Raw genomic sequence first — 21,820 nt, 5'->3', positions numbered from 1 at the left:
GTTGACGCAGGGAGAGGTGGCAGAGTCCGGTTGATTGCGCACGACTCGAAATCGTGTAGGGGTCACACCCTCGTGGGTTCGAATCCCACCCTCTCCGTTCTGAATACGTCCGTGAAGGGTCATCGCACGTGATCAACTGCTCTGCAATGGATCTGGGCGATTCAAAGGCACGTAGTCGTTCACGTGAGAGCGTCTATGTCCGATTTTTGTGGTGGGGGATTTGAAGACGATTTCGGAAAAAGACCGTACTTGTTCGCTCGCTCAGGTGCGTCAGAGCATGAAATCGGCCAATACTCCTTTCGTGCTTTCTTTTTGCGAGGATCCAATCAGGTTGAAACCGTTGTTTTTTGAGACTGTTGCTGTGCATTAAAATCGCGAGAGGAGGGATTGTATTTGGAAATCACCGTTTCCCTTCTCACGCTGGTTTGTATTTACTGGGCGTCAATTGAGTTTGTGCCCAGTCTGCTGAGATCCTTCGTAGCGAACTTTGTTCTATTTTGTACCCGAAAAGATTATGACTATCCTTGTTGGAATCTTGCTTTTGTTTGAGTCGTCGTGCCATGTTTTGTTCAATTATGATGTGTAGAGATTGGGTGATTGTTCTGAAGTAATTCCTTTTGATTTTGAAATCTTTGTCTGTGCAGCGCTAGTGTTCTGCGTGGGATAATGTTTATTGGTTTGGGTATGGCTTGGCGTGAGTTCTGTGATGATATTGCTGCTTTTTTTATCCGGCAGCTTGTGATGCTGTAGCTTGCTCTGGTTGGGGATTGGACGCTAGTTCTGCAATTTGCGCATAGCCGTATTCTGAATTATGGTTAATCAGTGTATTGCCTTCGGGGCTCATTGTGATTGCCCAAGGGCTTATGTTTGGCGAATTGAATATGTTTGAAATGTTTCCATCTATGCCAAGGGTTTGAATTGAATCCGCAAGATCGATGATCGGCAGTAGCTCAGTTCCTTCGAGGTAGTCGGTCGGAAGGTTTGATGTGTCAGTAACAAGAAAAGCATGTTGAGCGTGATAAGTGTTAGATGATGGGTCCCAGCGAACAAGGCTTTCTTGGTTGTTAAGTAATTCTTTTGGGGATAGGTTGATTGTGAGGCCGCTTTCGTTTGGTGGGTCTGAAGACTTGGGATATGTCTGGTGAAGGATATAGGTATCGTGGCCCTCGTCACCATCAAGCCAAGTGGTATCTTCTCCTGCCACTAATACGTCATCTTTGACTCCGCCTGTAGCCGCTTCGATCGAAGATGTTTTAAGGCCCCAGCCTCCCCTGTTTTTGCTGGTTAGAGAGGCGTATTGGCTATCAAGATTGATGTTCAGTGAGTGGTGTGTTCCTTTGAAGCTAAGAGTGTCGAGGCCCTTGCCTCCAAGCAGTAAGCCAGTGAGTTTTGGGGGTTCAACAACCAGTGCAATGTCATCGCCATCACCCATGGTGATCATGGCGGATTTAATCCCTCCTTTCATCAAGAACAGATCATTCCCTTTGCCAAGATTGACTAATGATTGTTCTATGTCTCCATTGAGCGACACAATGTCGTTTCCACCACCTGTGTTGAGAGTCGTTCGTTTCATCGACAGTGAGTTATGTGTCAGCCCTGTTTCGTTGAGCCCAAGCTTCTCCATTTCTTCATTCCAATTACTTATAAATTTGGGATCTATTTTTGCTTGCAGGCTTAAGAAGTCAGACCCGTCGCCGCTTGTAATTGCATAGTCTTGAACGGCAATTGCCTCAAGATTCATGTGTGAGCCTGTTTCTTCTGTCTGTGTAGAGATGGGGGTACAGTCGTCTTCCTTTTCAATCGCTTTCCATTCGCTGTTGTAACCTATTTTCGTTTCAACAATTAATGTATTCTGGCCTTCTCCTAGGTTTAAGGAATGATCTGGATCAATCTTTTTGTTTATTGTCTGCTCAATTAATTCGGGCGTGGTTGAATGATTGTCTGGGCGGTTAAAAGATGATGAGGTCTTGTTTAATGACGCTATGTGGTGAACCTGCTCGCTGCCTGGGGCAGTGTTGTTGAGGGGAGAAGAATCGAGTTGAGGAGAGCCCTCAGCCGTGGCGTCGGTGGTGCTGTCGGTGGTTGTGGTGTCGGTTGAGCTGTCTGATTCGGAGGAATCAACCGTGGGCGTTGTGTTGCCAGCGGCGAGTTGCTCGCTGCCTGGGGCAGTGTTGTTGAGGGGAGAAGAATCGAGTTGAGGAGAGCCCTCAGCCGTGGCGTCGGTGGTGCTGTCGGTGGTTGTGGTGTCGGTTGAGCTGTCTGATTCGGAGGAATCAACCGTGGGCGTTGTGTTGCCAGCGGCGAGTTGCTCGCTGCCTGGGGCAGTGTTGTTGAGGGGAGAAGAATCGAGTTGAGGAGAGCCCTCAGCCGTGGCGTCGGTGGTGCTGTCGGTGGTTGTGGTGTCGGTTGAGCTGTCTGATTCGGAGGAATCAACCGTGGGCGTTGTGTTGCCAGCGGCGAGTTGCTCGCTGCCTGGGGCAGTGTTGTTGAGGGGAGAAGAATCGAGTTGAGGAGAGCCCTCAGCCGTGGCGTCGGTGGTGCTGTCGGTGGTGGTGGTGTCGGTTGAGCTGTCTGATTCGGAGGAATCAACCGTGGGTGTTGTGTTGCCAGCGGCGAGTTGCTCGCTGCCTGGGGCAGTGTTGTTGAGGGGAGAAGAATCGAGTTGAGGAGAGCCCTCAGCCGTGGCGTCGGTGGTGCTGTCGGTGGTTGTGGTGTCGGTTGAGCTGTCTGATTCGGAGGAATCAACCGTGGGCGTTGTGTTGCCAGCGGCGAGTTGCTCGCTGCCTGGGGCAGTGTTGTTGAGGGGAGAAGAATCGAGTTGAGGAGAGCCCTCAGCCGTGGCGTCGGTGGTGCTGTCGGTGGTGGTGGTGTCGGTTGAGCTGTCTGATTCGGAGGAATCAACCGTGGGTGTTGTGTTGCCAGCGGCGAGTTGCTCGCTGCCTGGGGCAGTGTTGTTGAGGGGAGAAGAATCGAGTTGAGGAGAGCCCTCAGCCGTGGCGTCGGTGGTGCTGTCGGTGGTGGTGGTGTCGGTTGAGCTGTCTGATTCGGAGGAATCAACCGTGGGCGTTGTGTTGCCAGCGGCGAGTTGCTCGCTGCCTGGGGCAGTGTTGTTGAGGGGAGAAGAATCGAGTTGAGGAGAGCCCTCAGCCGTGGCGTCGGTGGTGCTGTCGGTGGTTGTGGTGTCGGTTGAGCTGTCTGATTCGGAGGAATCAACCGTGGGTGTTGAGGTGTTTATAGATTCAGCTTCAGTGAAGAGGTCAATATTTCCATTGTTGACTCTGTGTTTGCTTCCATCCAACCCTACATTGGTCAGATTAATATTCTGATTCCAAAGATCTAGATCTGATTGACCTATGAATTGAACGTCTGTGGCTGATTTTATCTCCATATAGTCGGAGAAGTCAGTTAAATCTATGTCGGATTCCTTTACACCTGCTTGTTGATGTTCGATTGATGTTAAAAGAGTTGTTCCAGCATCTTGGGAAATTTGAATAATGTCATCAACGCTTGCATAAACAATTGAACCAATTCCTGAGGGATCAATCTCGGATTTCTCGATGCCATAGTTTTCTAATTCGAGATTGACTGCAGACTCTTGATGGATTGACTTTGAGCTACTGCTGAGAAGTCGTTCGCTAAAGGCTTGAATTTGGTCAGCTGTACCCTTAGTAACAAGTATAGTCTTTTGTATTGCTGATTGATGCCCGTCATAGTTAGCTACTGAAGAATCACCTCTTGATGTTGCAGTTACTTCAGGATTTGTTTTGGCATAAGCGATGATTGTATAGGTTATCGGACTTGCTAGATCAACTGGATCAACTGGATCAACGGGATCAACTGGATCAACTGGATCAACCGGCGCAACAATATCAATAGGACCATTGTTTATAGGTGCATTCGTGTAAAAAGCTTTTGGATCACTAATAGGTAGCTCATCAATTAAATAAAAGTCAGTCAATGAATCCTCGGTTTCCACCAAGATCTGCTCTTGCGCTGTTAAAGCAGGTAGGCCTGGTTGTGATGAATTTGTGAATGCACTTGGCGGGTTTGAGAGATTGTTTTTGGCAGTATCTCTTTCGGCTTTGTCATCATTGTCAGGAGAATAGCCTGACGGTTGAGATCTATTATCGCTGGCCGTATTAAGAGCGTCAAGTGATCCTACTTCTGATAGATTCATATCACCTGTGTTCGCTTCGAGCGGATCAATATCTACCTGACGTTTCCATTGGTGTAGTTTAGGCGTTAGGTTTGGAACTCCAGTGTTGATTGATTCCCCTGGAGTGTCCATTTCTGCTGATGCAGGGTGAGTAAATACTGCCTCATAGAGTAAATAAACAAGCATAATCACGACAGCACTCATCCCCATGGTGCCCTCAGCTCCAATCCTCTTGCCATCATTGGCATCGTCGAGAACTAGATGTTCAACGCTTGCTTTTGTTGTTGCAGTCATGACAGTTGCTTGGTATAAAATTCTTATCTGATATGCCTGACGCTATCAAACAGACCTACAATTTTATCGCTAAGCAGTGAAATTGCTGGTCTGGATCCTGTTTTGATGAGAGTAGTGACTGACATTCCAGCCTTGAGAGGAAGAGTTTCTCCATCTTTGGATAGACTTGAGTCGTTGAGTTGCACTATTGCAGGAAAATGTTCTGCAGGAATACTTGGATTGGTTGACTTGGAGTCTGCCCCAATTTGAACTAAGGTCCCTTTTACAGAGCCATACTCGGTAAACGGATATGATGAAATTCGTACTTCAACTGGCATGTCTTCATAAACAAAACCAACATCCTTATTTGGTATCATCACACGTGCTCGCAGACCTTGTTTAGGAACGACTTCCAGCAATGGACTTTGAGGGCTGGCCAGTTCTCCCTCCCCAACATTTAAGTCAAAAATCTTGCCATCTCTGGGAGCACGGATAACCAGAAGAGATTCCCTTTGCTCTTGACTAGCTAATTGCCGATCGATATCAGCTATTTCGTGTTTTAGATCGCCCCACTTATGGTATAAATCTCTCTTTTCTTGAATCGCAACATGTTGCTTACGTAAATCAGTGGCTGCAGTGTGTTCCGGAGTTTGCTCGACAAGCATTATTTGTTTTCTTAATTGAATTTTACTGTCGAGAAGACGTTGTTTTTCTTGGTCGACTTGAAGTTCTGAAATAGCGCCTTGCTGATACAGTGTTTCATACTTATCGAGGGTTTTATTACTTATATCAATCCGTTCTTTTAATGTGTCTAGAATCTCTCGCTCAGCCATTTCACTGGCCTGAGCTTTTTTATATTCATGATCGAGTATTTGATAGCGTAGTTCAACTTCTTGCTTCGCAACTTCGATTTCTTTTTGAATTTCTGGACTCATGTTCATGTCTCCATTTATTTCTTGAGGCAAACCCAATCGCTCGCTTGTTACTAGCATGTCACGCTGGATTTGTTTCCTATTGTTTTCCAGGCTTCTCATCGTTTTTTCAGCGGATTCATCTCTTAGTTCGATGAGTGGCTGGTTGGATTTGACGTTCTCTCCATCTTTCACTAAGACTTTGCCAACTATTGCAGCAAATGGTGCTGACACTTTTGCAACGCCAAGTTTAGGTTCAAGTTTTCCGTTGGCATCAATTGAAGTTTCAATTCTCGCGACCATTCCATAAAGAACACTAAATCCCGTGAGGCCGACAAGTGACCACATAATGCCTCTACTCCAGCGTCGTGCTGAACGTGATAACGTCACACGGCGACGATGAAGTTTTAAGTTAGAATTATTAGATCCGTTTGTTGTATTGGTTGGTGGTCGTGGTGTATGTGGTTTTGGTGGAACTTTTTGTTGTCCTTTGTTCTTCATGATGGTTTGGACTTTGTTGATGAAATCGTGTTTGGATGAAAAGATAGACATGGTGATTTTAAGTTTGTGATTAAGTTCGAATGAGGATCAACATCTAACGAGGATCGACATCAACTTCTGGAGGCTTGGCCGTCTCGTTTACAGAATTTTGTTGTGCTTGAGCTGGGGTAGAATGCTTGGGATAACCAAGCAAAGCCGTTCCTTTGGGCTTGTAAAAGGTTGAAGAACTACTAGAGGAGCGTCCTTGTTGTCGATAAAGGACATAATATGCACCACGTTTTTCCATCAACTCTTCGTGTGTACCCATCTCTAAAACACTTCCATTTCCCATACACACAATTAAATCAGCTGCAGTAATTGAACTAAGTCGGTGAGTAATGAAGAGGACTGTTCTTCCTTGAAGTGCGTGCATGAGATTGTCACTTACAATTCTTTCCGTCTGGTAGTCAAGAGCAGATGTGGCCTCATCCATGATGAGTAGATTTGGCATTTGGAGAACTGTTCGTGCCACAGCGATCCTTTGTCGTTGTCCACCCGAAAGTCCAGATCCTCGTTCCCCAACTTGGTGTGCATAACCTCCGGGCAGCTCCATGATGAACTCATGCGCACCAGCGATGCGAGCAGCTTCCATGATTTCTTCAGTAGAAGCTTCTGGTCGAGTCAGAGCAATATTTTCTTCAATACTTCCGTCAAATAGCACAGTTTCTTGAGGGACGATACCAATTTGTCTTCTCAGTGAATAGAGCTCCACCTTTCCAATATCGATGCCGTCAACAAGTACACTGCCGGCCTCAGGCTCGTAGAGACGTGCTAAAAGTTTCGTCAATGTTGATTTACCTGATCCAGATGTTCCTACAATTCCTACGAATGTACCTTGAGGAATTTCAAGATTAAAATCTTCAAGCAGCAGCGGAGATGAATGCTTGTACCTGAAGTTGATATTTCGGAAGCTAATTGCTCCATGAATTTGAGGCATAGATATTTTCTTCGAGTTGTCATCAAGCGTCTCAGCTGGATGGTCAATCACATCTGATAAACGTTCTAATGAAAGACTGGTTTCTTGAATATTTTGCCAAATCGATCCCATTCGAAGTAAAGGGCCTGTCACATATCCAGCAATAATCCTAAATGCGATAAGTCCACCCAAGGTAAGTGATCCATTCAGGACTAAGAAAGCACCAGCCCATATCACCAATAGACCTGAAAGTTTGTTCAGAAATCCGCTTGCACTGCTCGCTACCGTGCTTGTTAAGGTGTTGTCAAAACCCTCGGCGACATAGTCAGTGTAAAGGTCTTGCCATTTCCAGCGACTCCTTAGTTCAATATTTTGTGCCTTAACGGTGTGCATCGAGCTCAAAACTTCTACAAGATGACTTTGAGTCCGCGCATTTGCAACAGCCCTTTTTTGAATTTGTGAACGTATCAAAGGGGAAACTACCAACGTGATTATCAACAGCATTGGGATCACTGAAAGTGTTACCAATGTCAATTGCCAGCTATAAACAAACATCACTGCTATATAAATCACTGAAAAAGCTGCGTCAAGAATTGCTGTAAGTGCTGTGCCAGTGAGGAAGCTACGAATTTTTTCTAATTCGCCAATTCGGCTGCTCACTTCTCCAACTGATCTCCTATCAAAAAATGAGAGGGGCAGTCGAAGTAGATGATCAATGATGTTACTACCTAGTGATAAGTCAATACGATTACTAGTATCAACGAAAAGAAATGTCCTTAACGACAGCAGTAATCCTTCGAATATTGCAAATACAACAAGGAGTAAGCCAAGTACTCCTAGTGCATCTGGGCTTGACTTGATAATCGCTTTGTCGATCACTTGCTGAATCAAAAGTGGATTCATCAAGCCAAATAGCTGCACAAAAAAGCTTGCTATCAGCACTTCAACGAGTACACTTTTGTGTTGCTTTAGTGCTGGCAAAAACCATCGATATCCGAAGCGTTGTGTCGGAGTGAATTGGTTTCGACGTAAAGTTAAGATTTCTCCTTCATTTCCCCATTGCTCAATAAATTCATCAAGTGTGAGTTGTTGATTGCCTCCACCTGCAGGTATTCCAAGAACAATACCTTTTTTGTTGATGCGATATATAAGGGCTATCCCATCACCCCATCCAACCATCAGTGGAGCTTCAATTTGTAGAAGATTATCAGTATTTATTTGTAGCAGTTGAGAGTGCAGGCCGATGGACTCTGCAACAGCGCCACATAAAGCCAAGGATGTGCAGGCGTGTTGTTTTTCTTGAGCATCAAAAATACGTTTAAATAGTTCTTTCCTATATGGAAGATTAAAATAACCGCTAAGCATTTTAAAGCCCGCACATGCAGAGGCGCTGACTCCTTGACCCTCAAACCACGGAAAGTCACCGGCCTTCAGTTTATCCAGATGGCTTTCAGGAGGTTCTGGCTCTTCAGGTGGTTGAGGTTCCTGGCTTGGACACTCAAGAAGCAACTTACTTTTTTTCTCCCAACTGCTAAAGCTATCCGATGTAAGTGTCTTCCGGGAATCAGGTGCTTCACTTTTATGAAGACTGGCTTCCAATTTTGACAGAATGGCTTGTATTGATTTTTCAAATGTTTCTTTGGGAATGCTGATCAGGCGAACGACTGATTCGTTTGATTCAGGAAGAGCTTCATTTTCAGGCCATTGTCCACCAATGAATTCTGATCCAACTTTTATATCTGTATCGCCATTAATTACAAACCATCTTCGATCACTGGGTAGCACCCGCTTGTTTGCAAATTCTAAACAAGCAATCTTATGTAATCGTGCGGTGGATTTTAAGTTTCGGCATATTTCAGGAATATAATTTCCTAATTCCAGTGGACACGTGTCGATCCACCCTTCTAGGACATAAAATAGTGAAGAGCTTGGTAAGCTACTATAGATTCTTTTTTTAACCAAGTCCGAACGAGTTATAAGATCACGAACATCGTCGAGTGGTATCGCTAAAACTGAAGTGTCTTTGCTGGCCAAAGCACTTTCTTCCTGTTTTAATCCAAGAAGCTCCGACCAACCGAGCATTTGCCCTGGTCCTAAGCGTTCTAATGTTCCTACTTTATGAGCTAAATGCTTACTAAATACAACAAGACGAACTTCTCCTTTGAGTATGAGCAGTAATTGTCTTTGCCTGGCATGTCTGCGACTTAATGGTTGACCCTCAGTAAAACTCAATACCTGAGCATTTTGAGCTAGATTTTTTAAGAGTGAATCATCGACTCCATCCAAAAATGGCATGGAGCTTAAGACCGGAAGAACTTTTTCTGCTGAGATGCTCTCTTCTGGTGGCGTGCTGTTGCTGTTACTCATGACTTGACCTCCAGGGTAGGAGCTTGCTCTTGGGATGCTCTCTGGAGATCATGGATAATCTCATCAATGATTGGTCTCATGTCACGATCTAACAGTTCGCGTTGAAGTTGAAGTCTCATGCTTCGTGACAGGCAAGCAGGTTCTCGATGCTCCATTCTCAAAACCAGATACCATTTCTCGATTGCTATTGGTGTTGAAATTTCTCCTGGTGAGAGGCGACGAAGGACTTTTGCAATCTTTGGATGAGGATCTGTGATCACCATTGGTCCCATCAGACCAGCCGTTAACCTTTCTTCTCCAACTGAATGGATGCTGGCCAATTTTTCAAAGCTCTCTTCCTTTTCGAGAAGCTTCAAATAAAGCTCTTCTGCCAAACCCAATTGACTGACTCGTATGGCGCGATAGGTCACTCGCTCCAGATCTGAGCGTCGAGTTAAAAAGTAGGTTTCAACTTCTGAGTCATATAGTTCATGCATACGTTTTTGTAGTCGTAATTTTTCTAATTGCTTTTCCGCGAGTTTTTTATCATCTTCGCTCATGTCATCAGGCCATTCTGTAGTGGTATTTTTCGGTGTCTCCGATTTAATACCTTGCCAGGCTTGTTGAAATAACTGTTTTTCTTCGTCTGAAGTAAAGCTGGCATCGGCTGCCAATTGCCCCTCAGCAAGCTGTTGTACTAATGGCTCCAGCAATTGGTGTTGATGCAGGAGCTCGTAAGGCTGGAGCTTCTGCAAATCGTGCAGCCGCTCGTCCAGAGATTTTTGAAGTTGTGCAGTGCTGATCATCGACACCATGTTTCATCAGCGGATACCTTCTTAATTTGTCCGATAATCCTGGCGCTTGCATCCTTTTGCTTGGGATGCGCATCCAGGGTTATGGAGACAATCACGCAAGCATTAATTTTTGTTTGAATTCGGCGGTTTTTGAATTTGCGAGCTATCGGAATGAGTACTTCGCTTTGTGTTTGTATGAGCTCATCGAGGTCCCGCCTAGCTTTTCTGTGGCTGCCTGGCAATGCAATGGTGCAAATGCTCATTCTGATGTCGCACGCCACGCCTGAGACTTCCCATTTTTTCCTTCGATGGGGTGACTTGCTTTACACAATTGTCTTGTTGAATGGCTTTTACTGCTCAATAGAGGTCGTTGCTGTTTAGTCCCTGCGTGTCACTATCATGGACTGATAGTGACTCTATAGCCTTTTTCTGTCAGTGCGGTCTTTTCCGTTTTTGATGCGTTGTTGTTGCTCGAGCTCTTGTGCTTGATTGGCTTTGTGTTTTTCACACTTTTTGTTGGCCTGCATAGATGCAGAATCTTTTACTCTTATGATGTGCTTTGCTAATTCGTGTTGGTGTGGTTTTATGCTTTTTATGTGTTAGCTATTTGCTTTGTTTTGAACCACTGTCGTTGGATTACGCGGTAAGGAACAGATGTCTGTACTTTTTGAGCCTTGTTGAGGCTCTTCTCTGTTTATGCAAAGGCGATGTTGGCTTTGTTCATGTTGCTGAGATCATCCGTCAGGTGCGTTACAACCTGTGCACCTTGGCTGAAATCACCATCAGCATCGTACAAAAGCATACCCTCCTTACCTTTTGAGCCTTGTTGAGGCTCGTCGCTGTTTATGCAAAGGCGATGTTGTGTTTGTTCATGTTGCTGAGATCACCCGTCAGGTGCGTTACAACCCGTGCACCTTGGCTGAAATCACCATCAGCATCGTACAAAAGCATGCCCTCCTTCCCACCTTCGCCAATGCTGATGGCGTAAGAACGGCCACTCAGGCCCATATTTTGAATGTTTTCCAGGCTGTCCACAACAACACCAACTCTGTTGGCATGCAACTCGTTGGTGGCTTGCTCTGCCGTCATCAGAACGCCTTCTGTTTCCCATTCACTTTCTGTTATGGATCCTAATGATTCGCTCAATTCGAGTATGTCTCCATCTAATCCTTTCCCACTGACAAAATCCTTGATTCTCTCTGTCTTCCCCAACACGTTCACTTTTTCTTCTGTTGTCAGGCTTGTCCAGCTGTCTTCGTCTAGAAGCAAGTCATTGACTTCGGCATTCTCTGTACCGTTCCATGCACTGGTTCCGCTGGAATAGACGAACGTGTCATGGCCCCCTTGACCTTCACTGACATCGATCCCATCGCCACCTTCGATGCGGTCTGCGCCATCAAATTTGCCTCCATCACCATTTCCACCCTTCAGTACATCTCTTCCTGCACCACCAAAGAGGTGAAGGTCTTGTGATGTTTCCCCGACTGTCATGATGTCATCACCAATTCCACCCATCAAACTTGTATTCCATGCATTATCTAGATTGATATTGTCATTTCCAAGACCTCCTTCAAATGTGTAGTCTCGAGCGGATCCACTGATGGCATCGTCACCAATACCCGTTCGGACTGTATTCGCTTTGTTCTCACTGTTTAGTTCTTCACTGGTTTCAGCACCCGGTGTTCCACCCTGAAATCCGTTGAATGCAAGATCACTGGTTGTTGTATCGAACTCATCAGGAGTGGGGAGATGAGTCACTTGGCCGATCACAACATCGTTGCCCAGTCCAGTGCTGATGTCTGTGTTGCGTATAGCGGCAAGGTCTAATTGACTGCTCTCTTCGCTTAACACTGCAACGCCAGTCTTGATCCCCGCCATACCCATGACAGCATCATCACCCAATCCAGTGGTGATATCAGCATTCTGCATGCCAATGGCAGTCAGTTCAGTTCCACAGCATTCCTCATTGACCAGTTCGCTGTTGACCAGATATTCTTCATTGGGTACATCAAGCTCGACAAAGCCTGTACCTTGGATGTAGTTGTTGGTAGCGCTATTTCCTTCGATGCGACCACGATTTGATTCTGTCCCTGCATCAATACCGATGGCCTGAGCACGAAATTCAACGGCAAGCTCTCCGTTCTCAGGTTCGCTCAAGCTTGTGGGGATAAGCCCTTTGAGTCCAGTTGTTGCTTTTGCGTTGCCTACGATTGTTGCATTTCCGTCTCCGTTTCCAGTTGGAGTTGTTTTAATATTCGCGCCTTGCAAGGCCACTGCGTCTGCTACGGCCCGCCCGCGAACTGCAGAATTGGTTGTAAGAGGTGCGATATATGCCGTGGCTTCGACGTTGGCTACAGGCTGGCCCGTGATTGCTTTGCTGCCGTCTAGAGGATTCTCGATGCCTCTGACGATCGCTGTTGCATTCAATTCACTCAGTGGCTCATTGGAGCAGCCGCAGTCATCTTCCGCATGACTTGTGCTTGAGGCGAGTGCTTTTGCTGCAAATGGATCCTGAGCTGTTCCAATTTGAAGCACGGAAGCGTCAGGTGCCTCGAGTTCGAGTCCTGCCAGTGCGATGTTAATAGCTACGGCATCTGTAACTGCACTTTTGGACGACGTTGTGCCTGCAACTGCCTCCGAAATGCCATCAATTCTCCCACTTGCACCAATTAACTTGCTGAGGTTTGGGCTATTGAATCCATTCGCTTGATAATAAGGATTGCTCCCATTGCCATTGGGATTAAATTCATTCGCATAAAACTGACTTGTGCCTAGGCCTAAACCATACGACTCAGACTTTGCAGCCGAACCGTTATCTTGATCTGAACTTTTCGCGTTCGCCTGTGATTCTGGATTAATCGATAAAAAGATCTCACCACCTGTATCTAGGCTTTCATTATTATCAACTTGCAAGCCAACTGCAGTCGCTATGGCATGAGCCCTCGCAAGAGCCTGCTTGAGGGTCTCGCGATGAAGATCGGTAGCCATGGGATTCACGGATGACTTTCCTATTGTTCATCCACCCAATCTTGTTTGTCCTATGAATGATGTAGATCCACCGGTGTACCTCAGCGATAAAGAGCTTCACCGGCTGACTTCATTTCCGCCAAGGAGGCAATGAGGTTTTCCCAGTCAATCACTTAGGGAGTGCAGGGCAAGATCTAAACAGAAGAGGCCCGCGTCAGATGTTCACGACCATGATCAAGGATTTTCACCGTCTGGCCTCATTTACGGCTATGAGGCAATGAGGTTGACTTGAGCAGCCCTCAAGGAGTGCAGGACAAGATCGGAGTTGGTAAGGCCATAGTCAAACGCTGGCGAACCTGGGTTGGCCACGCTGTCGGCCGGTAAGTCTTTGCGCAGCAACAGGCCCTTGAGCTGGTGAAGTCCCAGCTCGTTGGCACTGCGCTCCAGATCGTTCTGGCTGAGGCGGCTCAGCGAGTGAAGGTTCGTAGGCTCTGCGGCTTGGTGTGTAATCAACTTTCCTCCTGCCATTGGATTGGCTACATACGTAGTCTCGTCAGCCGGAAGAGACCTTGATTTAAGTCCAGCTTACAGCCTCCTGAGAGATTCATGAGAAAAGTCGATCCAATCCCTGCATTTTTAAGTATTTGCACTTAAAGCGCCTCCGACGGCTGGCCGTTTTTTGTCGGCCAGCCGTCTGGGTTCGTGTTGTCTTGTTGTCTGGCCTGGTTGCCCTGTGCTGCGATGGTGTTGTTCGCCTGATTGCTTTTGCATTGATCGAGTGTTTGGAGGCTTTTTAGCCTCTGTCTCGAGCGTGCACCAGGTTTTTGTTGTGTTGTTGCCCTTTGGTTTGGTGGCCGGGGCAAACCCATTCCCAGTCTCGCTGTGGGTATGCATTGCCTGGTTTCGGCAGTGATCGTGGTCCTTGTTCTTTGGTTGGATTCAAAGGGCTTTGTCGTTTGTGCTTCAAACCGGCTTACTCGCCTGTGAACGCATCTAGCGTTGTGGCCTATCAATGCCTTCATCTGTTCCTGGTGTGCTGGCGCGTTGCTGATCTGTTGTGTTGGCGATGTCTATGTCGTTCGTTTTAACTCCTACGAACGACCCCGATCTCTTTCTCTTGTGCTCATCAGCAATGCAAAAAAAATCCCCCGCCTGAGCGGGGGACCGAGTCGACCAGACCGTTTGGTCGGTGTTGCGTTTAATCGTTTCCAGCCTGCGGTTTAAGTGAGATCTGGAGACGTCACGGTGGATGCAACAGCAACGATGTTGGTGCTGGCATTCGCCGTGATGACCCCATCACCTTCCATGGTGATGGTGTAGTCCTGGATGCCAACGGCATTGCCGGTGGCGGTGGCGGTGGCACTGCCGGTGACGGTGGAGGCCACCACAGTGTTGCTGATGTCCGCCACGGCATTGATGTTGCCGTTGATCATGGCACTGCTACCAGAACCACCATCCATGCCGATGCCAGTGACATCTGATGTGGCCTCGGCATCACCATTCACACTGCTGGAACTGGTGTTGAAGATGCCTTGAGCCTGTCCATCGATGGTGCTTTCACCATCACGGCCGCCCTGCAGGTCCACACTCTGGATACCAAAGAGCTCAGCCATGCTCTCAGAGATCGCGTCGCCCGTGGTTGTGGTGGCTGAGAGATCAGCGGCAGCATTGGCGGTACCCGTGATGTCTCCACCGGAGGGTCCGGCGGTGACCATCGCTCCTCCCCACTCTTCTCCACCAATACCGATGGCGGTGAACATGGCCGCGCCATCTCCACCGTCAGCAATTGCATCGCCCGTGGTGGTTTCAGCGCTGACGCTGAATGCGTTATCAATGAGGTAGGCGTCACCGTATTGATCCCAGTCGCCGATGAAACCACGGCCGCTCACATCACCCGCACCACCAATTTCGATGTTGTTGTCGCCGAGCTTGAAGCCCTCCGAGTTGACGTTGCTGCTGGCAAAAGCGTCTGAGTGAACGCCATAGGCGGAGGCAGAACCTTGGTTGACGCCATCGGCGATCGCATTGCCGTCACCATTGATGGTGATATCTCCATCGGTCTCGGAGAAGTCACCGCCAATGGCATCAAGATTGACGCTGGCTATGACCTCGTCAGTCGTGCTGTCGCCAACGGTCATCGCCTCAGCATTGGCGACCATCTGGGCGATCTGGGTGACGTTGCCGTTGCCCAGGATGTCGATGTCACCCGAGGTGTTTTCGCCGTCAGCATCAAAGCCTCTGGCCTCAGCTTCAAGAACAGCTTCCGTCGTCTCGCCGTTGACGCTTTGGGCGCTGGCGCTGAATTCACCAACCGCGAGGGCACGGGCGCCCCAATCGCCGTCCACATTGCCAGCGACGTCGAGGTCCATGCCCTCAGCGCCTTTGACCCTGACCCTTGTGGATTCAGCGCTTGCATCGCCGGTTCCCGTTTCAGCTTCCGTGGTGAGGACGGAGTTGCCGTAGCTGAGAATGCCGTCGTCGGTCAGGCCAAACTCACCGGTGGCATTGCCTGCAATATCAACAGATCCATTCTCGAAACCAATGGCTTCTGATCGAATACCCGCTTTGGCAACAGCATCACCGGTGACGGCGTTGGCGCCTGAGCTGGCCGTCAGTTCACCGCGGCTGTCGAACTGCGTTGCATTGCCTTCAATGTCGTAGCTGGTGTCATCGCTACCAACAACGTCGTCACGGAAAGCGGTTTTTGCTCTTGCATCACCAGTGGTGGTTGATGCGTTGGCCGTTTGGGTGCTCCGAGCCAGTGCATTGACATCAGCATCTCCGCCAAGATCCAGTGTGTTGTCGTCACTGTTGATGCCGGTGACATCATTCGAGCCCTCATCATTGACCTCAGCTGTTGCATCGTCCGTGGTGGCTGATGCATCGGCGGTGCCGACATTGGTGGCCTGAACGCGCAGGACGCTGTCGCCGGCGACGGAGAGAGCGGGTTCATCAGCACTGTCACCAATTTCAAAACCGACGGTGGCAAGATTGTCGGCCTGAGCTGTTGCATCGCCTGTCGTTGTAGCAGCCGTAGCTGAGGAGTTGGTGGCAGCGGTGGCGTTGACCTCGGCATCACCGGCGACATCAATGTCGGGATGTGCTTGGGCGTGGGATTCCCTGTCGATCAGGATGCCGTTGACTTCACCTTGCACCGACGTTGCATCAGCACCGCCGGTGGTGGCTGCAGCAAACGAGGTGTTGCTGCTGGAGGCGCCACCGGTGAGCGCTGCATCACCACCAACATCAACGCGGCCCTGAACGTCGTAACCCGTGACGTCACTGTCGTAAGTACCGCTGTCTGCATCGGCGGTACCGGTGACGGTGGTTGCCGATGCGGATCCAACAACGCTGGCTGTGCCTGCAACCTCGGCATCACCACCAACATTGAGGTCATCAATCAGACCCGTGGTTTGATCAATAGATTCATTGGCTGTGGCATCGCCAGTGGTGCTCGATGCAGTGGCGTCATTGTTGACCACAGCATCACCGGTGACCTTGGCATCGCCAGCCACATCGATCCCGTCTGCGTTGTGCCACCACAAGACTGGGGTGTTGTCGTCGTAATGAGCACCGACGACGGAGTGGCCGCTGATCTCGGCAGTTGCATCGCCGGTGCTGATGTCTGCGCTGGCTGTCTGTGATGCATTGGCAGAGCCGTTGGCTTCTAAATCGCCACCAACTTCGACATCAATACCATGCAGTATTGGCCCACCTTCTGCATCAATACCGACGACATTCTCAACTGTGCTGCTGGCCTGAGCCACGTCAGTGGGCCCAGTTTCATCACCTGTGCTGGATGCGGTGACATTGGTGGTTGCTGTGGCTGAACCGTTCAGGGAAGCATCACCATTGGCCTCAAGATCGACCGATGCTTCAATGCCGATCACATCGTCTGCATCGACGGTTGCACGGGCATCTTCATCAACACTTTCTGCAGACGCATTGGCCGTGAGGTTGGCAGCACCGTCAACGTCCATATCACCACCGCTGGTGATTGAAGCGTGTTTGAACAATGCTGACCCGTTGAGATCTACACCGATGTTGTCAACCAGATCTGCAGTGGCTGTGGCATCACCAGTTGTGGCTTCGGCGCTGGCATCTGCGGTGTTGTCCACAGAGCCATTGACCTCTAGATCTCCCTTGGCATCCAGGTCAGAGAGCTCGTGCTTGTCAACGGTATATTCTTCCGTCACCCACTCGCCGATCCACCATTTCCACCGGTGGCCTGGTACCCATACTTGACGTGTATGAGTTTCTTCATAATCCTGGCCTTCGCCTTCGATACCAGAAACCTGTCCGGTTTGGTTCACATTGGCCGTGGCTGAACCAGTGGTGGTTGCAGCGGAAGCGCTTTGATCCAGGGTCGAGCTGCCGTCCATGCCGACGTCGCCGGCACCATCAACATCGAAGTACTCAATGCCTTGCATCTCCTCAACGGATGCTGTAGCACTGGCAATTCCCGTTGACGTGTCGGCGACAACATCGGAATCGACGTTTGCCTTGCCGACGACGCTTGCATCGCCTTCGACATCGAGCCGACCATTGAGATCGAAACCGTTGACTTCATCTTGAGCGTCTGCACTTGCAGTTGCATCGGTGTTGACACTGCTGGCCAGGGCCGTGAAGCCTGCATCGGTTGTTCCTTCGATATCTGCAGAACCGGCCACATCCAGGTCGTTGTCCCGATCGCGGCCTCCTTCAACGCCTGTGATTTCGTCTTCGAAGACCACTGATGCGGTGGAAGCACCCGAATCCTCGCCGTCTTGATTCACCGTGGCCGAGCTGGCGGTTGCGTCTAAATCGACGGCACCGAAAGCGCTGAAATCACCTTTAATGTCAACTGCCCTGGCTTCAATGCCTTTAACGTTCTTGTCTCCCTCAACCTTGGCATCGGCATCACCATTGGTGTTGACGGCAGATGCCGACAGCATTGCATCAACTTCGCCGGCGACTGATCCATCACCACCAGCATTAAAGGTTGCATTGATATCGACACCTTCGACCTGATCGACTTGTACATCGGCATCAGCTGCACCCGTGGTGGTCGTGGCAACTGCTTCGCCTTCAAGCTCGGTACCGCCCAGGATGGAGGCGTCTCCCTTAACGTCGACACGATCGACGGATGCAGCTTCAGCTTTACTGAAATCTGCTTCGGCCTTTGCATCCCCTGTGGTGCTCGTTGCTGATGCCATGGCCATGGCATCAACACCGGTCACGATCTCTGCGTTGCCAGAGACAAAGATGTCGCCACCATCAGCCATTTCCAGGCCGGCGAGGTTATCGCCGGCTTCGGCTTTGGCGTCAGCATCACCGGTAACAATGGTGGCATCGGCTGAAATGTCGGCTTCCACACCAGCAAGGAGCCCGAGGTCTCCGCCGACATCGATGTTTTCATCATTAACAAAGACACCCTGCGCGCCTTCAAGGTCAGCTAGAGCATTCGAAGTATCACTTGCTTCATCACCTTGGCTGTCCGCTGATGCACTGACGACGCCAGCAACACCGCCTTCGATCCAGGCATCACCTTCAATGTCAAGGGTTCCACCTTGGTTCCGAACTTCGATGCCGCGCGCGTCGCTGGTGGTTTGTGCATCGCTATCGGCGCTGCCAGACGTGCTCTCGCTGTTGGCTTCCAGATTGAGTCCAACATTACCAAATAGTGCCGCATCGCCTTTAACTTTGAACCCGTCAGCGACCTCATCGACTTTAATGCCGGTTGCATCATCGATGACGGCACTCGCATCGGCATTGCCGGCATCTGTGCTTGCATTGGCATCAACATCGGCTCCCGCACCGCCAACAACGAATGCATCCCCTTTAATGCTGACTGGGCCATTAAAATCAGCGCCGTAGATATCACTACCATCTTCTGCAACAGCATCGGCACTTGCATCACCACCGTTGCTGTTGGCCTCTGCATCCAATGTTGCCGATGCATTGGAGAACAGTTCATAGTCTCCGCCGACGGTCAGCTCATTTTGATTGAGACCAACAACGTCGGCATCATTGGTGATCGTTGAATCCGCGGTGGCGTTTCCACCATCGGTATTGCTGGCGATCGATTCGATCCCCACGGAAGCATTGGCTGCCACCGTGAGATCCGCATTTGCTGTGGTGCTTGTCGAGTTGTCGACACCAGTGACATCACCGCCCAGCACACCTTCGGCAAGTGCATCACCCGTGGTGAGATCGGCTCCAGCCAGCTGGCTGACATCCGCTGAACCTGTGACGGTGGCATCGCCACCCAGATTCATCGTTGCAGCATCAACACCTGTGGTGTCTGCATTGAGAGGACGATCTCCTCCCTCATCACCAGACCTTACCTTGGCTGTCGCGCCATCATCATCTTCAGTGACCGACGTTGCAATGGCTGCTTGGTCATTGTTGACGGAGCCGGTGATGATCGAGGTGCCCGCCACATCAAGCATGTCGGCACGGATACCCGCTTGTAGGCCACTGGAATCAACGGCTGTTGCATCACCTGTTTTGGCATCGGCTGTTGTTCCGCTTTCGTTATCAACAGTGCCTTGAATGACGGCGGCGTCGCCACCAACTTCAATCAGAGCTGCATCGATACCAATGGTTTCGCCCGAACCGATGGCACCCTCAATGCCAGACCTATCAGAAGTATTGGTTGTGGCACTCGCATCACCAGTTGTGGTTGATGCTGCTGAGTTGTAGACGTTGTCAACTTCAGCCGTTACATCTGCACTTCCACTAACCTTGATTGTGGCGCCTTGAGCAATATTTCCGCCGTTGCTGTCGAATACTGATATTGAATCCGGTTCAAATGCAGTTTCATTATCACTTTGATAAATTACGATAGTCCCAACTTCAGTGTCTGGCAGATCTGCCATGGGGACGATCAGGTCGCCATTGCTATCGGCCGTTACAGATATGGCAGTTTGGAGAGGATCGGCTCCGCTTTCGACCGCTCCAGTCGCAGGGCTAGCAGAACTAGCAAATTGTTGTCCTGCATAGAATTTAATTTCGACAGTTTGACCGTTTAGGGTGTTACCTGCTCCAGCACTACCACCTTCAAGTCCGCTGATCGTTAGTTCGCTGCCAAATACACTTGGAGTAACTCGAATCGCAGCAGATGTCCCTTGAGGGCTACTGTTTTGAGCCTCTGTTTCGCCATCGACAGTAACCGGTGTTGGTGGAGCTTCAGTTTCGGGACCGGTAATGCCGTAGTTGCTTGTAGCGCCTACAAATGCGGTGGCGTTACCATCACCCACCACCGTGGCGGATGAGCTCATCGTGTTGGGGTCTTCTGCCGTACCTACGGTGACGGCGAGATCAGCATTGCCTTCAACATCAAGAACGTCCGGAACGTCCTCCCCACCAAAACGAATACCGGTGCGCTCAGTGCTTTCGCTGTCAGCGGTAGCGCTTCCAGTGGTTGTTGAGGCACTGGCGCTGATGGTGTTGTCGTTATCAACCGTGCTGTTGTAGTCAGCCTCAACATCAATGTTGCTGTTGAGGATGCCGAATGTGCTGTTTTCGACGGCATCGGCATCAGCATCGCCTGTCTCGGTGCCGGCCACAGCAATGGTGCTGTTGTCGACATCAACTGTCTGGCCATAGTCGCCACCAATGGCTTGATCGCTGTTGATCAGGCCACCGGTACGTTCCTCTTCGGTGTCGTTACTTGCTTCGGCAGTGGCCGAACCTGTGATGGTTTGCGCATCGGCGGTGACGCTCAAATGCTCACGGGCATTCACCGTGGCGTTCCCTTCACCATCGATTTGCGAGTCGATTACAGCAGCAGACTCTCCACTTTCTGCTGTGGCATCGGCGGGCCCGTTGGTGTTGTCGGCATCCGCGTCCACCGTGTTGGTGCCCGTTAGAGGCGTGCCCGCGTCAAGCGTGTAGTTGCCTGCAATCGTTTGATTCGAGGCGTCTACCGCGTTGGCTTCATTGTTTGTGGCGCTTGCAGTTGATGGCATAACAGTGATCCTTTGCTGTGTGTGAGTGAAGGATCAGGTCATTGACTGCCTTTTCGGCGTGGCCGGACAGCGGAAGACCTGTTCATTGGTCACTGTGTTTTCTGCAAATGCTTGCTGTCATATGAATGCTGTGGACTCGCCTCTGCTGCTTGCAGGTCTTTTGTGAAGCCTCCGATGTGCATCCCCATGGATGTGATTGCTTCCTTAGGCGCCAGAGCGCTTACCTGCCAATTAGCGTTTTTTGCTGAAGGTGTCGTATACGCTTTGGTTGTTCATGCCATCAACTTGACGGTATGAAAACTTTTACAAGATAGGAGTGTTGATGTGATTTCAATTGATCTTGACGGCCAAACCCCTGACCGTTACTCGGCTCTTGCCGATTCAACATTTCATCTGACTCCAGCTGAATCAGGTTCTGCTGGATCCGGTAAACCATTGACTTCACCCGAGAGTTTTTCGTCTGGATCTTCCTCTGCCAGTAAAAAGCTCTCGATTGTATTAAGTAAGGACATGCATCGAAGGGCCAAGATGCAAGCACTGAAAGAAGATGTGACGCTTAAGCGTTTGGTGCTTCGTTTGCTGGAACAGCATCTTGACCAGCAGGGAACCCTTTAATTAATTAGCTTTCATGATTTTTGCGAGGTTGTTGATATTTTTGATTTTTTAGCTCTTTTGCTTCGTTCGAGGCTTGTAGTTGCCATTGCCATCGTTGATGGATTTTTGGTTTTTTTACATAAGTTTTTTCTTATACCGCCCCCTTGCTTTGTCGCCCGCTTTTCTTAAGGATAGCTTCATGTTTGCCCTCTTTGACCCGGTGATGCGAATTTTCTTTTTATCGCACTTAATTCTTTGCTACGTTTATGCCGCCGATTGGGTGGTCGGACTAGGTATTTTTATCACTTAAATGCGCCAAATATGTATAAAAGATTAAGCGTGCGGTAATGAGGCTTTGAGGCTTTTACCGT

General features: G+C 49.3%; 8 protein-coding genes and 1 tRNA gene. 2 read left to right on the top strand and 7 right to left on the bottom strand.

The features are described 5' to 3' along the window. Positions 1–10: 10 nt before the first annotated feature. Positions 11–97: transfer RNA gene (locus KR52_RS11675), tRNA-Ser, on the top strand. Between the two features lie 627 nt (positions 98–724). On the opposite strand, the gene KR52_RS11670 is transcribed toward KR52_RS11675, so the two are convergent. From KR52_RS11670 to KR52_RS11645, 7 genes are all read right to left on the bottom strand, one after another. After that, positions 725–4,450, bottom strand: a complete 3,726-nt coding sequence (locus tag KR52_RS11670) for a hypothetical protein (RefSeq protein WP_156957734.1) — start codon at positions 4,448–4,450, stop codon at positions 725–727. Between the two features lie 23 nt (positions 4,451–4,473). Beyond that, positions 4,474–5,892 (bottom strand): HlyD family efflux transporter periplasmic adaptor subunit, encoded by a 1,419-nt coding sequence (locus tag KR52_RS11665; RefSeq protein WP_084222004.1) that lies wholly within the window; start codon positions 5,890–5,892, stop codon positions 4,474–4,476. 43 nt (positions 5,893–5,935) lie between these two features. Beyond that, a complete protein-coding gene (locus tag KR52_RS13850; RefSeq protein ID WP_071840248.1) occupies positions 5,936–9,163 on the bottom strand; it encodes an ABC transporter transmembrane domain-containing protein in 3,228 nt (1,075 codons plus the stop codon). Then, entirely contained in the window at positions 9,160–9,948 is a 789-nt protein-coding gene (locus KR52_RS13355; RefSeq protein ID WP_216725521.1) for a peptidylprolyl isomerase, read from the bottom strand. Before KR52_RS13355 ends, KR52_RS13850 begins: the two co-directional genes overlap by 4 nt. A gap of 831 nt (positions 9,949–10,779) precedes the next feature. After that, positions 10,780–12,924, bottom strand: coding sequence for a calcium-binding protein (locus KR52_RS13350; RefSeq protein ID WP_051834363.1), 2,145 nt, complete (start codon positions 12,922–12,924; stop codon positions 10,780–10,782). Between the two features lie 246 nt (positions 12,925–13,170). Continuing rightward, positions 13,171–13,416, bottom strand: a complete 246-nt coding sequence (locus KR52_RS11650) for a hypothetical protein (protein ID WP_156957732.1) — start codon at positions 13,414–13,416, stop codon at positions 13,171–13,173. Between the two features lie 707 nt (positions 13,417–14,123). Further along, positions 14,124–20,855 carry a hypothetical protein gene (locus KR52_RS11645; RefSeq protein WP_038556100.1) on the bottom strand — a complete coding sequence of 2,244 codons (6,732 nt, stop codon included), beginning with the start codon at positions 20,853–20,855 and terminating at the stop codon, positions 14,124–14,126. Positions 20,856–21,179: 324 nt separating this feature from the next. Here KR52_RS11645 and KR52_RS14520 point away from each other — a divergent pair, with 324 nt between their 5' ends. Next, positions 21,180–21,470, top strand: coding sequence for a hypothetical protein (locus KR52_RS14520; RefSeq protein ID WP_156957731.1), 291 nt, complete (start codon positions 21,180–21,182; stop codon positions 21,468–21,470). The last annotated feature ends 350 nt before the right edge of the window (positions 21,471–21,820 follow it).

Source organism: Synechococcus sp. KORDI-52, from assembly GCF_000737595.1.
Classification (GTDB): Bacteria; Cyanobacteriota; Cyanobacteriia; order PCC-6307; family Cyanobiaceae; genus Parasynechococcus.
Note: the sequence above shows the minus strand (reverse complement) of the source record. Positions and strands in the feature narration are given on the sequence as shown.